Origin of the sequence: Pseudomonas sp. WS 5021 (assembly GCF_012985535.1) — a bacterium.
Taxonomy (GTDB): domain Bacteria; phylum Pseudomonadota; class Gammaproteobacteria; order Pseudomonadales; family Pseudomonadaceae; genus Aquipseudomonas.
The window spans coordinates 1,117,924-1,130,907 of sequence record NZ_JAAQWP010000001.1; the positions used below are offsets into that span (position 1 = coordinate 1,117,924).

The window sequence follows — 12,984 nt, forward strand, 5'->3', positions numbered from 1 at the left end:
TCTAATTGTGGCCTCGGGGCAGGGTAAACGCAATAGACTCGCGTTTACCCGCTAAAAGCGCAGGTTTGCGGGCTGTTGGCTGCCGGCGAAAAGATATTTCAAATAAATTGCATTTAAATCAACACATTGCGGATTTTTCGTATATGATGCGCCCCGCACCGAACGTAAAGGGTGATTAGCTCAGCTGGGAGAGCATCTGCCTTACAAGCAGAGGGTCGGCGGTTCGATCCCGTCATCACCCACCATTACGTCCAATGCTACGCGCAGCGGTAGTTCAGTCGGTTAGAATACCGGCCTGTCACGCCGGGGGTCGCGGGTTCGAGTCCCGTCCGCTGCGCCATATTTGGTTACCTGGAATGCTGAACGCCAGGTCACCCCACAAAGCCCGCTCAATGAGCGGGCTTTTTTGTGCCCGGGATTTGCGGTTCTACAACCCCACCAACCGGTAGCCCACCTGCAGTTCGGTAATGAAGTACTGCGGCTGTGCCGGATCCACCTCCAGCTTTTGCCGCAGATGCGCCATATGCACCCGCAGATAGTGAGCGCGGTCGACGTAATCCAGGCCCCACACTTCCAGCAGCAGTTGCCGGTGCGTCAGTACGCGGTTCTGGCCGCGAACCATGGCGCAGAGCAGGCGGTACTCGATGGGCGTCAAGTGCACCGGTTGGCCTGAGCGCCACACTTGGTGGGTCGCCAGGTCCACTGCAATCTCGCCAAACGCCACCTTGCTGGTGGCCACCACCGTGCCGGTGTGCCCGTGCCGGCGCAGTTGGGCGCGGATACGCGCGAGCAACTCGGGCACGCTAAACGGCTTGGTCAGGTAGTCATCGGCGCCCGCGTCCAGGGCGGCGACTTTTTCTTCTTCACGGTCACGCGCCGACAGCACCAGGATCGGCACCGCCAGCCAGCCGCGCAGTTCGCTGATCAGTTGCTTGCCATCGCTGTCCGGCAAGCCAAGGTCGACAATCACCAGGTCCGGCTGACGGCTGGCGGCATGAATCAGCCCACGTTTGACGCTGTCGGCCTCGAACACCTGAAAGCCTTCGTCTTGCAGGGCAATGCGCACAAAGCGGCGGATATTGGCCTCGTCTTCAACAATCAGGATGCGTGCAGTGCTCATAAGGGTTCCATGGCAGGCGGGGTGCCTGCGGGTAGCGTGATGGTGAAATGCATGCCGCCCGTGCGGCCGGGGTTGGCCTGGATGCGCCCGCCGTGGGCCTCGATGATGCGCTTGACCAGCGCCAGGCCCAGGCCGATGCCGGCCACCGACGATTCCTGCTGGCCGCGCGTGAAGGGCTCGAACAGATTGGCCGGTGCGCGACCGGGGCCGGTGTCGCTGACCTCAAGCACAATCTGCTCGCCGGCCTGGCTGGCGGCCACGCTGATGGTGGTGCCCGGCGGGGTGTACTTGGCGGCGTTGTCCAGCAGGTTGACCAGCACCCGCTCGATCAGCAGCCCATCGACTTCCACCAGCGGCAACTGTGCGTCGAGCGTGGTGTGTACGCGGTGGTGCGCCAGTGGTTCGCGCAATTGGCGCAGGGCGCTGCCGACGATTTCTTCCAGGGAGTGCCATTGGCGGTTCAGGCGCACACCGCGTTCTTGCAGGCGCGCCATGTCCAACAGGTTTTCGATCAGGCGCTGCATGGATGTGGCCTGTTCGTGGATGCCATGCAGCAGCTCGTTCAGTGGCCCCGACGGGGCGTGGGGCAGGGCGGTCTCGGCGGCGCCGATCAGGGTGGTCAGCGGCGTGCGCAGGTCATGGGAGATTGCCGCGAGCAGGGTGTTGCGCATTTTCTCGCCTTCCATCTGCACCAAGGTGCTTTGCGCCACTTCAACGAAATGCACGCGCTCCAGGGCAATCGCCAGTTGGCTCATGCAGGCTTCCAGCAGGCGGCGTTCTTGCGGGTCGTTCAAGCGATCGCGTTGGGCCAGTTCCAGCACCAGCACGCCGCGCACGCGCATCGGCGCCTTGAGTGGCCAGTAACAGCCCTTGGCCGCCGACAAAGTGTCGGTGCCGTGGCCAGCGGGGTGGCCGTGGTCGTATGCCCATTGCGCGATGCTGTCGTCGATCGGCAGCCCAGCGGCGCTCACGCTGTGGACGCCATCGGCGGCGTCGGGCAGGGCCAGGCCGACTCGTGCTTCGAAGACGCCACTGAAGGTGCGCAGCGCGACTTCACTGATTTGCTCCACCGTCAGCGCCGCCGACAGGTCGCGGGCCAGGCGCGCCAGGGAGGTCGCGCGGCGTTCCCGTGCGGCGGCGGTGCGCGCTTCGTGGCGCAGGCGCGCGGTGAGTTGGCCGGTGATCAGGGCGATGCCGAGCATCAAGGCAAAGGTGAAGAAGTACTGGGTGTCGTTGACCGTGAATGAGTAGCGTGGCTGGACGAAAAAGAAGTCAAAACACAGCACCGCGAGCATCGCGGCCCACACGCCGGGGCCGCGTCCAAAGCGCAGCGCTACCAGCACCACCGTGAGCAAAAACAGCATGACCACGTTGGCCAGGTCGAACACTTGCAACAGCAGTGCGGCCACGGCGCTGGCGGCGAAACAGGCCAGGCTGGCCCAGAGATAGGCCAATCGCGTACCGGGCAATGTTGCTGTTTTTTCGGGCACGGCAGGCGTGCCCGGCAGCAGGCCGTGGGCCATCACGATCTGGTCGATTTGCGGGTGGTGGCGGCTGATCCGATCGCTGACCGACTGATGCCAGAACTGCCACCGGCGGCGCGGATGATGGCCGAGTACCAGGCGATTGGCGTTGTGCTCACGGGCACAGGCCACCAGCGCTTCGGCGACGTCCATGCCCGGCAGCGTGGCGGTATCGGCGCCGAACTCTTCGGCCAGGGCCAGGGTTTTCATCGCGCTCGAGTAGCGCCTGGCGCCGCGCGCCTGGGCCGAGGCCACGTGCACGACAATCCAGTCGGCCTCCAGTTTTTGCGCCAGGCGCGCCGCTTCACGCACCAGGCGTTCATCGCCGGCATCCCCGGCCACGCCGACCAACAGCCGTTCGCGGGCCGGCCACAGGGTCTTGATCGACTGTTCGCGGCGGTACACGCGCATCTGCGTGTCGACCCGGTCGGCCGTGCGCCGCAGGGCCAGCTCGCGCAGCGCCAACAGGTTGCCCTTGCGGAAAAAATGCTCAGACGCGCGTGCCGCCGCCGGGCCCAGGTACACCTTGCCGTCCTTGAGGCGTTGCAGCAGATCGTCGGGCGGCAGGTCGATCACCACCACTTCGTGGGCGTTATCGAACACATGGTCGGGCACCGTTTCACGCACACGTATGCCGATGATCCCGCTGACCAGGTCATTCAGGCTTTCCAGGTGCTGCACATTGAGGGTGGTCCACACGTCGATGCCGGCGCTGAGCAGTTCTTCCACGTCTTGCCAGCGTTTGGGGTGGCGTGAGCCGGGCACGTTGCTGTGGGCCAGTTCGTCCACCAGTAACACGCCAGGATGGCGCAAGAGGGCGGCGTCGAGGTCAAATTCGCTGAGGGCGAATTCACGGTGCAGGTGCTGGGCGCGAGGCAGTTGTTCGAGGCCGTGGAGCAGCTCGGCGGTGTCCTGGCGGCCGTGGGTTTCCACCACGCCGGCCAGTACGTCACGGCCACGGCCAGTTTCGCGGCGCGCCGCTTCGAGCATCGCACAGGTCTTGCCGACCCCGGCGTTGGAGCCAAAGTAGATACGCAATTTGCCGCGCAAGGCGGCCTGTTCTTCTTGTTGGACCCGAGCGAGCAGGGCGTCGGGGTCGGGGCGTGCGTTGTTTAAGGCGGGCATGTCATTCCTGGTCAATGCGGTTCAAGTGTGGGAGCGGGCTTGCCTTAATGGCAGTCAGTTAAGCGCAGATCCCCTGTGGGAGCGGGCTTGCTCGCGAAAGCAGTGGGTCAGTCAACATCAATGTCTGCTGGGCCGACGTCTTCGCGGCGATGCGGCGATCCGACAAGCCCGCTCCCACATTTGATCTTCACTGCTTTGAGCATTGCGTTCGCTTAACTGATTGGCATTAGGGCAAGCCCGCTCCCACATGGGGGTGAGTCGTTACACCAAGCCCACTGCGGTCAAGAGCATGTCGATCAGCTTGATCCCGGCAAACGGCACCAACACCCCGCCCAGGCCATAGACCAGCAGGTTGCGGTTGAGCAGCGCCGCCGCACCGATTGCGCGGTAAGTCACGCCGCGCAGGGCCAGGGGAATCAGCGCGACGATGATCAGCGCGTTGAAAATCACCGCGCTGAGAATCGCCGAGTTGGGGCTGCTCAGCTGCATCACGTTCAACGCGCCGAGCTGGGGATAGGTCGCGACAAACGCCGCCGGGATGATTGCAAAGTACTTCGCCACGTCATTCGCCACGCTGAAGGTGGTGAGGGCGCCGCGGGTCATCAGCATCTGTTTACCCACCTCGACCACTTCGATCAGCTTGGTCGGGTTGCTGTCGAGGTCGACCATGTTGCCGGCCTCCTTGGCAGCCTGGGTGCCGCTGTTCATCGCCACCGCCACGTCAGCCTGGGCCAGCGCCGGCGCGTCGTTGGTGCCATCGCCGGTCATGGCCACGAGCTTGCCCTTGGCCTGGTAGTCGCGGATCAATTGCAGCTTGTCTTCCGGGCGGGCTTCGGCGAGGAAGTCATCCACCCCGGCCTCCACCGCAATGGCGGCGGCGGTCAGGCGGTTGTCGCCGGTGATCATCACGGTCTTGATGCCCATGCGCCGCAGCTCGGCAAAGCGCTCCTTGATGCCGCTCTTGACCACGTCCTTGAGCTCCACCACACCTAGCGCCGTGGCGCCGTCGCTGACCACCAGCGGGGTGCTGCCGCGCCGCGAGACTTCATCGACCCTGGCCTGCAAGGCTGACGGAAAACTGCCGCCCAAGGCTTCGATATGGCTGCGGATCGCGTCGGCTGCGCCCTTGCGAATCGCCCGGCCTGCGGGCAGGTCGACGCCGCTCATGCGGGTTTGCGCGGTGAAGTGCACAAAGCTTGCACCCAGTTGGTTGATGTCCCGCGCGCGGATGTCGAACTTCTGCTTGGCCAGCACCACGATACTGCGGCCTTCCGGAGTTTCGTCGGCCAGGGAGGCCAATTGCGCGGCATCCGCCAAGTCCGCTTCCTGGATGCCCGGCGCCGGCAAAAAGCTGCTGGCCTGGCGATTGCCCAGGGTGATGGTGCCGGTTTTGTCCAGCAGCAACACGTCGACGTCACCCGCCGCCTCGACCGCCCGCCCGGAGGTGGCGATGACATTGGCTGACATCATCCGGCTCATGCCCGCCACGCCGATGGCCGAGAGCAGGCCGCCGATGGTGGTGGGGATCAGGCACACCAGCAACGCCACCAGCACCGTGGCGCTGACCACGCTGCCGCTGCCGCTCATGGCCACGGCGAAGATCGAGTAAGGGCTCAGCGTGGCGATCACCAGCAGGAACAACAGCGTCAGGCCCACCAGCAGGATGGTCAGGGCCACTTCGTTCGGGGTTTTCTGGCGCTTGGCCGATTCGACCATCGAGATCATGCGGTCCAGGAACGACTCGCCGGGGTTGACGCTGATGCGCACCACCAGCCAGTCCGACAGCACGCGCGTGCCGCCGGTGACCGAGGAAAAATCGCCGCCGGACTCGCGAATTACCGGCGCCGATTCGCCGGTGATCGCGCTTTCATCCACCGACGCCACGCCCTCGATCACGATGCCATCGAGCGGCACCAGGTCGCCGGCTTCGATCAGCACCACCTGGTCCTTGCGCAGCAGCGACGCTTCGGTCGGCAGCCACGCTGCGCCGTGCTTGGGCTGTTGCAGCAACTTGGCCAATGTCTGGCGTTTCATCCCGCGCAGGCTGGCGGCCTGGGCGCGGCTGCGGCCCTCGGCCAGGGCTTCGGCGAAGTTGGCGAACAGTACGGTGAACCACAGCCACAAGGTGATGCTGAGGATAAAACCGCTGGGCGCTTCACCCTGGCCGCCCAGGGACTGGAACCACAGCAGGGTGGTGAGGATGCTGCCCAGGTAGACCACGAACATCACCGGGTTTTTCCATTGCGCCTGGGGGAGCAGTTTCTTCAGCGCATCCCCACACGCGGTGAGCACGATGGCGCGATCAAACAGAGGTAAACGAGCATTTTTCATGAGGGCAATCTCTTACTCACTGGTCGCAATAGGCGGCGATGGCTGGCGGGCATCCAGCGCAAGGTTGAGTTGCAGCACATTGACCCGTGGCTCGCCGAGCAGGCCGAGGGTGCGTGCGCTGGTGTGCTGGCTGACCAGTTGCAGCAGTTCGGCTTCGGGGATCTGCCGCAGGCGCGCGACCCGTGGCAGTTGCAGGCGCGCATTGGCCACCGAGATATGCGGGTCGAGGCCCGAGGCGGAAGCGGTGACCGCGTCCACCGGCACCTGGGCGTCGGCGGGCAGGCCGTTGGCCAGGCGATAGGCCTGCACGCGGGCGGCCACCTGGTCCACCAGTTTCTGGCTGGTCGGCCCCAGGTTGCTGGCGCCGCTGGAACCGGCGTTATACGGCTGCGAGACGCTTTTGCCTGGGTCTTGCGGGTCGGCGCCCAGGGTCATGCTCGGGCGGCCATGGAAGTATTGCGCCCGGGTGAAGTGCTGGCCGATCAGGGTCGAGCCCATGACCAGGCCATCGCGTTCAATCAGCGAGCCGCGGGCCTGGAACGGGAACATCAGCTGTGCGGCCACGGTGGTGAACGCCGGGTAGGCGAGCCCCGTCAACAGCATGAAAAACACCGCCGAAACCAGCACCGGGCGCAACAGCCCCTTGAATATCGATTGGGTTGTCATCTACGTGTCCTCAGTTGTACGTCTGGCCGGACAGCAACTGCAGTTGCTCCACCAGCGGGCCGAGCGCGAGCGCCGGCAAAAAGGTCAGGCCGCCGACCACCAGCACCACGAACACCACCAGCAGCATGAACAGCGGGGTCGCGGTGGGAATGGTCCCGGCACCGGCCGGCACGGTTTTTTTCATCGCCAGGGAACCGGCCACGGCCAGCATCGGCAGCATGGTGAAGAAGCGCCCGATCAACATCGCCAGGCCAATGGTGGTGTTGAAAAACGGCGTGTTGGCGTTCAAGCCGGCAAAGGCCGAGCCGTTGTTGGCGGTGCCGGAGGTGTAGGCGTACAACACCTCGCTGAACCCATGGGGGCCGTTGTTGTTGAGGCTGGCCATGGTGTCGGGCCACAGGGCGGCGAGGGCGGTAAAACCGAGGATGCTGATGGGGTGCGCGAGCACCGAGAGCATCACCAGCTTGATCTCCCGCGCCTCGATTTTCTTGCCGAGGAACTCCGGGCTGCGGCCGATCATCATGCCCACCAGGAACACCGTCAGCAGGGCGTACTGGATCAGGTTGATAAAGCCCACGCCGTCGCCGCCGAACACGCAGTTGAGCATCATCTGCGCCAGGGGCACGAAGCCGCCCATGGGGGTCAGCGAGTCGTGCATGGTGTTGACTGAACCGGTGGTCGCCGCCGTGGTGGTGGCAATGAACAGGCTGCTGTCGGCGATGCCGAAGCGCAGCTCCTTGCCTTCCATGTTGCCGCCGCTGTGCTCCTGCGACAGGGTCTGGTTGGCGCCGGCCTGGGTCAGCAGCGGGTTGCCGCTTTGCTCGGCGCCGTAGACCAGGGCGAGGAAGCCGATGAACATCACCAGGAAGGTGCCGAAAAACACCCAGCCCTGGCGACGTTGCATCAGCATGCTGCCGAAGGTGTAGGTCAGTGCCGAGGGGATCAGCAACATGCTGAGGATATGCAGGATGTTGGTCAGCGGCGTCGGGTTTTCGAACGGGTGCGCGGCGTTCATGCTGAAGAACCCGCCGCCGTTGGTGCCGATGTGCTTGATCGATTCAAAGCTGGCCACCGCACCGACAATCAACTGTTGCTGCGCCCCTTCCAGGGTGGTGACCAGGGCCTGGGAGGCGAAGGTCTGCGGCATGCCCTGCCAGACGTACACCAGCGCCATGCCCACGCACAGCGGCAGCATCACGCGGTACAGCGTGCGGGTGAAGTCGACCCAGAAGTTACCGAGATCGCCCGAACTGGAACGGCTCAAGCCGCGAATGAAACCGGCCGCCGCGACCACGCCGGAGGTGGCGCCGACGCACATCAGAAAGGTGATGACCGCCATCTGGCTGAAGTTCGACAGGCTGGTCTCGCCCGAGTACGCCTGCCAGTTGGTATTGGTAATAAAGGACGCGGCGGTGTTGAACGCCAGGTCCGGCGATTGCGCGGCGAGCCCCAGCGGGTTGATCGGCATGACCGCCTGCAGGCGCAGGACCAGGTAGCCCAGCAGCATCATTGCCGCGTTCGACAACAACAGCGCCGTACCGAAGCGGGCCCAGCCCATGGTTTCTTGTGGGTCGATGCCCAGCAGGCGATAGGTATAACGTTCCGGCAAGGCATGGTGGGTCCCGGTGAAGACCCGGGTCAGCCATTTACCCATCAGTACGGCGAGCCCCGTCATTACCCCCAGGACCAGCGTAAATTCCAGCAGCGTGCTTAACATGTCGTGGCTCCGTTCAAATCTTGCCCATGGCGACAATGGCCATGGCAGTCGCAACAAAAAACACCAGGGAAAGGCTGATAAACATCAGGTCGTACATGGCCAGCTCCCTAGAATTTTTCTGCGCGAATAAGGGCGTAGCCCAAGTAAACGAACAGCCCCACGGCACATAAGCCGCTGGCGATATAAATGAACGTGAGTGTGAGCACGGTGTAACTCCCCTGATTGAATAAGCCGCAACTGCGGACGCGGGGAGGTTAATCTTTGGGGTATCAAGTTCGGGCACTGATTAGCGTTAGCGGTATTAAGACGGTATATAGAAAAAGCTCGGCCGGGCGCACGAAAAAAAGGGATCGCCCGCCGCCCGGGTATCCCTTTAAACACTGGGGTGCTGCTGATGCTAACGACCCGCTTATTTGGTTTTGTTTTTCTTCTCGCTGCGGGTAGCGAGGTGTTCGAAGCAAAACGCGGCAGTGCCGAAGAGCGCAATCATTGACAGGACGAGCATGCCTAAAGTTGAACTTTCCACGATGACTTCCTACGGGTGTTTGGGTAGGAAGTGACGGTAGGGCGTTTGCACTTGGTTACTCAATAGCGGCGACGTAAACGTTATGGCGAATGGGCGAACTATATGAACTCTTTACGCGGTGGTGGTCTCGACGATCCCGGTTGTTCCCCGGATTGGCTATGACCTGGCGGAATACCCCCATACCCATTGGTCGATTGCACCGCAGCCGGCACCCACGCTTATCTATAGCCACGCGAAGACTTCAAGGCGGCACAGTGCCCGCTTCTAACAATGGCCTGCAAAGGCAATAAAAATAGTCTGTCTGGGGAAGCGCACGAGATGAAATACCCATTGCGTCCTTTGGTCTTCTGGCCAACTTTTCTGATTCTGTTGGCGGCGGTAATCGCCAGCTACGTCGACCTCACCGCATTCCTTGCCGTGAGCAAACAGCTCAACACCGTGATCCTGCAAAACTTCTCCTGGCTGTTCAGTGCCGGCTCTTTCGCCATGGTGGTGCTCACGGCCATTGTGTATTTTTCGCCCCTGGGCAACGTGCGTATCGGCGGGGAGGGTGCTACGCCGCTGTTGAGCAAATGGCGCTGGTTCATGGTCGCGCTGTGTACCACCCTGGCGGTGGGCGTGCTGTTCTGGACCACGGCCGAGCCGCTCTACCACCTGTACTCGCCACCCTCCAGCCTGCCGATCGAGGCGGGCAGCGCGGCGGCCAAGAGCTTTGCCCTGTCGACGATGTTCCTGCACTGGACCCTCACGCCCTACGCGATTTACCTGGTGCCCTCCCTGGTCTTTGCCCTGGTGTTCTACAACCTGCGCAGCAACTTCTCGATTGGCGCCATGTTGCAACCCTTGCTCGGCGCCCGGCGGGTCAAGCGGTATGCCGGGTTGATCGACACCCTGGCGATGTTCGCCCTGGTGGCGGGCATGGCGTCGTCCCTGGGCACCGGCGCACTGACCCTGTCCGGCGGCCTGAGCCAGTACATTGGCGGCGAGACCACGCCCTTGCGCCTGGCCCTGATCATCGCGGTGATCGTGTTCACCTTTGTCGCCTCGGCCGCCAGTGGCTTGCAGCGCGGCATCGTCATGCTGTCGTCGTTCAACACCTGGATCATGTTGGCCCTGGGCGCGTTTGTATGGTTGTGCGGACCAACCCTGTACATCTTCAGCCTGGGCGTCGAGTCCCTGGGGGTCTACCTCGACACCTTCTTCAGCCGCAGCCTGTCCACCGGCGCCGCCAGTGGCGACAGCTGGCCGCAGAGCTGGACGGTGTTCTACTGGTCGGTATGGTTCGCCTGGGCGCCGGTGAGTGCGTTGTTCCTCGGCAAGATCGGCCGGGGCTACCGGGTGCGCGAATTTATCCAGATCAACATGCTGTACCCGGCGCTGTTTACCGCGTTGTGGATTTGCATCTTCTCCGGCAGCAGCCTGTATTTCGATGCCCTGGGCGATGGCAGCTTGAACCGCGTGCTCAACGAGCAAGGCGTGGAGCATGTGCTGTACCAGATGTTCCAGCAGTTGCCGGCCAGCGGCCTGATGATCGCGTTTTTGCTGTTTGTCGCGTTTATCTCGTTCGTCACCGCCGCCGACTCCAGTACCGACGTGATCGCCAACCTGTGCAGCAAGGGCGTCACCGCCGATTCGGACCTGGATGGCAACCCGCTGCTGAAGATTGTCTGGGGCGTGATCATCGGCACGGTGTCCTGGGTCATGGTGGCCTTTGTCGGCATCGACGGGGTGAAGATGCTCTCCAACCTCGGCGGCCTGCCGGGAATGATTCTGGTGCTGCTGGCCAGCACGTCGTTGCTCTACTGGTTGAAAAACCCCGCGCTGCTGGACGTCAAGATCCCCGCGGTCCATGTCGAACCTGGCCTGCGTGGTGCCAGCCCGGTGGCGGATTTTGCCCGCTGACCTGCCTCTTTGTTGTTGGAGTTACCCATGGAAATCGTCACCGAATTTGCCTACAAGGTTCGCGAGATCGAGCACTGCCTGATCCCCATGAGCGATGGCACACAACTGGCAGCGCGTATCTGGCTGCCTGACGCCGCCGGCGCGCAGGCCTTCCCGGCGATCCTCGAATACCTGCCCTATCGCAAGCGCGATGGCACGGCGGTGCGCGATGCCCTGACCCACGCATGGATGGCGGGGCAGGGCTATGCCTGCGTGCGGGTCGATATGCGCGGCAATGGCGAATCCCAAGGCTTGATGGCCGATGAGTACCTGTTGCAGGAGCAGGACGACGCCCTCGAAGTGATCGACTGGCTGTGCCAGCAGCCCTGGTGCGACGGCAACTTGGGGATGATGGGCATCTCCTGGGGCGGCTTCAACAGCCTGCAAGTCGCTGCGCGCCAGCCCGGAGCATTGAAGGCGATCATCACCCTGTGCTCCACCGATGACCGCTTTGCCGATGACATCCATTACAAGGGCGGCAACCTGCTGCTGGAGAACTTCGGCTGGGCCGCGACCATGCTCAACTTCAGCGCGGCAGTGCCCGACCCGCTGCTGGTTGGCGATGCCTGGAAAACCCTGTGGCAGCAACGCCTCGACGCCATGCCGCTGCTGGCCGAGACCTGGCTGCAACACCAGACCCGCGATGCCTACTGGCGTCACGGCTCGGTCTGCGAGGACTACTCGGCGATCAAGGCGGCGGTGTACGCCGTCGGCGGTTGGGGCGATGCCTACAAGAATGCGGTGCCACGCCTGATGGAAAACCTGCCGGGGCCGAAAAAAGCCGTGATCGGCCCGTGGATTCACAAGTACCCGCATTTCGCCGTGCCCAACCCGGCCATTGGCTTCCTGCAGGAGGCCAAACGCTGGTGGGACCACTGGCTTAAAGGTATCGACAATCGGGTGATGGACGACGCGGCCTGCACCTTTTACCTACAGGATGTGTTGGCGCCCAAGGGCAGTTATGCCGAACGCCCAGGCATCTGGGTGCAGACCTCGGGCTGGCCCGATCCCCAGGTGCAATGGACCGACTACAGCCTGACCGACCATGGCCTGCGCCCGGGCCAGCAGGCGCTGGGCGGCCCGCGCAGTATCTGTTCGCCACTGACCACCGGCCTGCACCAGGGCGAGTACTGCGCCATCTGGTTTGGCCCCGACGGCCCCACCGATCAGCGCCGCGACGATGCGCAGTCTTTGTGCTTCGACTCTCAGCCACTGGCCGAACCCCTGGCGCTGCTGGGGGATGTGCGCTTGCAACTGCGCCTGGCCAGCGATACCTCTTGCGGGCAACTGGTGGCGCGCCTGAATGCGGTGGCGCCCGACGGGCAAGTCACGCAGATCACCTACGGCGTGCTCAACCTTGCCTTACGTGAAGACTTCTCCCGTCTGACGCCACCTGTGCCAGGCGAACCGCTGGATGTGCAACTGAGCCTGGATCATGTCGGCACGCGGGTGCCGGCCGGCTACCGCCTGCGCCTGGCCCTGAGCACCGCGAGCTTCCCGCTACTGTGGCCCAGCCGCGAACTGACCACCCTGACCGTGCTGCCCGCCGTGCAACGTGTGCAATTGCCGATTTTCAGCGGCGCGGCCGTGCCATGCCCGTTCGAGGCCCCGCAAGCGGCTACTCCGGCGGCGCTGGAGGTGCTGCGGGCGGCTGCGCCGAAACGTACCTTGATCGAGGACGTAGGCAGTGGCGAAGTGTGCGTAAACATCGAGGACGACCTGGGCGCCGTGCGCTTCACCGACCATGGCCTGGCGGTGGACCAGCGGTGCACCGAGCAATATCGCACCATGCCCTGGGACCCGTTGTCGGCCCAGGCCGATATCCACTGGCAGTACCGTGTCGAGCGCGCGCAGTGGTCGGTGGCGGTCGACAGCCACTTGCAGGTGCACGCCGACGCCCAGTGGTTCTACATCGAGGCGCAGCAGCAGGCGCGGGAAAACGGGGTGCAGGTGCATCAGCGAAGCTGGAGCAGACGGGTCGCGCGGGTCGCGTTGTGAGCGGGCAAGTGGCAGGATGCTTGCTCATCTGATCAGC

Annotated in this window: 8 protein-coding genes and 2 tRNA genes; 4 read left to right on the forward strand and 6 right to left on the reverse strand. The window is 63.6% G+C overall.

Translation table 11 applies throughout. From position 1 onward, the window contains the following. The first annotated feature begins 169 nt into the window (after positions 1 to 169). Both HBO19_RS05230 and HBO19_RS05235 read left to right on the forward strand, forming a co-directional pair. Positions 170 to 245: transfer RNA gene (locus tag HBO19_RS05230), tRNA-Val, on the forward strand. A gap of 18 nt (positions 246 to 263) precedes the next feature. Next, positions 264 to 340 (forward strand) — tRNA-Asp (locus HBO19_RS05235). An 87-nt stretch (positions 341 to 427) separates the two neighbouring features. Here the strand turns inward: HBO19_RS05235 and HBO19_RS05240 are convergent. The 6 genes from HBO19_RS05240 to kdpF form a co-directional block, all read right to left on the reverse strand. Continuing rightward, the gene (locus tag HBO19_RS05240; RefSeq protein WP_170057001.1) at positions 428 to 1,120 is read right to left on the reverse strand and encodes a response regulator; all 693 of its coding nucleotides are present in this window, start codon (positions 1,118 to 1,120) and stop codon (positions 428 to 430) included. Then, positions 1,117 to 3,768 carry a sensor histidine kinase KdpD gene (locus tag HBO19_RS05245; RefSeq protein ID WP_170057002.1) on the reverse strand — a complete coding sequence of 884 codons (2,652 nt, stop codon included), beginning with the start codon at positions 3,766 to 3,768 and terminating at the stop codon, positions 1,117 to 1,119. The genes HBO19_RS05240 and HBO19_RS05245 overlap by 4 nt, the downstream gene beginning before the upstream one ends. 261 nt (positions 3,769 to 4,029) lie before the next feature. Beyond that, positions 4,030 to 6,099, reverse strand: coding sequence for a potassium-transporting ATPase subunit KdpB (gene kdpB / locus HBO19_RS05250; RefSeq protein ID WP_169957213.1), 2,070 nt, complete (start codon positions 6,097 to 6,099; stop codon positions 4,030 to 4,032). A gap of 12 nt (positions 6,100 to 6,111) precedes the next feature. Further along, positions 6,112 to 6,765: a K(+)-transporting ATPase subunit C gene (gene kdpC / locus HBO19_RS05255; RefSeq protein ID WP_170057003.1), complete on the reverse strand. Its 654-nt coding sequence runs from the start codon at positions 6,763 to 6,765 to the stop codon at positions 6,112 to 6,114. 10 nt (positions 6,766 to 6,775) lie between these two features. Beyond that, positions 6,776 to 8,482: a potassium-transporting ATPase subunit KdpA gene (gene kdpA / locus HBO19_RS05260; protein WP_170057004.1), complete on the reverse strand. Its 1,707-nt coding sequence runs from the start codon at positions 8,480 to 8,482 to the stop codon at positions 6,776 to 6,778. Between the two features lie 107 nt (positions 8,483 to 8,589). Then, complete coding sequence (gene kdpF / locus HBO19_RS05265; protein WP_076964610.1) at positions 8,590 to 8,688, reverse strand: K(+)-transporting ATPase subunit F; 99 nt, start codon at positions 8,686 to 8,688, stop codon at positions 8,590 to 8,592. Between the two features lie 638 nt (positions 8,689 to 9,326). On the opposite strand from kdpF, the gene HBO19_RS05270 reads away from it, so the two are divergent. Beyond that, a complete protein-coding gene (locus tag HBO19_RS05270; protein ID WP_170057005.1) occupies positions 9,327 to 10,910 on the forward strand; it encodes a BCCT family transporter in 1,584 nt (527 codons plus the stop codon). A gap of 27 nt (positions 10,911 to 10,937) precedes the next feature. Then, positions 10,938 to 12,947 (forward strand): CocE/NonD family hydrolase, encoded by a 2,010-nt coding sequence (locus tag HBO19_RS05275; RefSeq protein ID WP_170057006.1) that lies wholly within the window; start codon positions 10,938 to 10,940, stop codon positions 12,945 to 12,947. The last annotated feature ends 37 nt before the right edge of the window (positions 12,948 to 12,984 follow it).

Bases quoted from the DNA above. Each gene is read 5' to 3' on its own strand.
- HBO19_RS05270 (WP_170057005.1), top strand. From the start codon at position 9,327: ATGAAATACCCATTGCGTCCTTTGGTCTTCTGGCCAACTTTTCTGATT.
- HBO19_RS05275 (WP_170057006.1), top strand. From the start codon at position 10,938: ATGGAAATCGTCACCGAATTTGCCTACAAGGTTCGCGAGATCGAGCAC.
- HBO19_RS05240 (WP_170057001.1), bottom strand. From the start codon at position 1,120: ATGAGCACTGCACGCATCCTGATTGTTGAAGACGAGGCCAATATCCGC.
- kdpB (WP_169957213.1), bottom strand. From the start codon at position 6,099: ATGAAAAATGCTCGTTTACCTCTGTTTGATCGCGCCATCGTGCTCACC.
- HBO19_RS05245 (WP_170057002.1), bottom strand. From the start codon at position 3,768: ATGCCCGCCTTAAACAACGCACGCCCCGACCCCGACGCCCTGCTCGCT.
- kdpC (WP_170057003.1), bottom strand. From the start codon at position 6,765: ATGACAACCCAATCGATATTCAAGGGGCTGTTGCGCCCGGTGCTGGTT.
- kdpA (WP_170057004.1), bottom strand. From the start codon at position 8,482: ATGTTAAGCACGCTGCTGGAATTTACGCTGGTCCTGGGGGTAATGACG.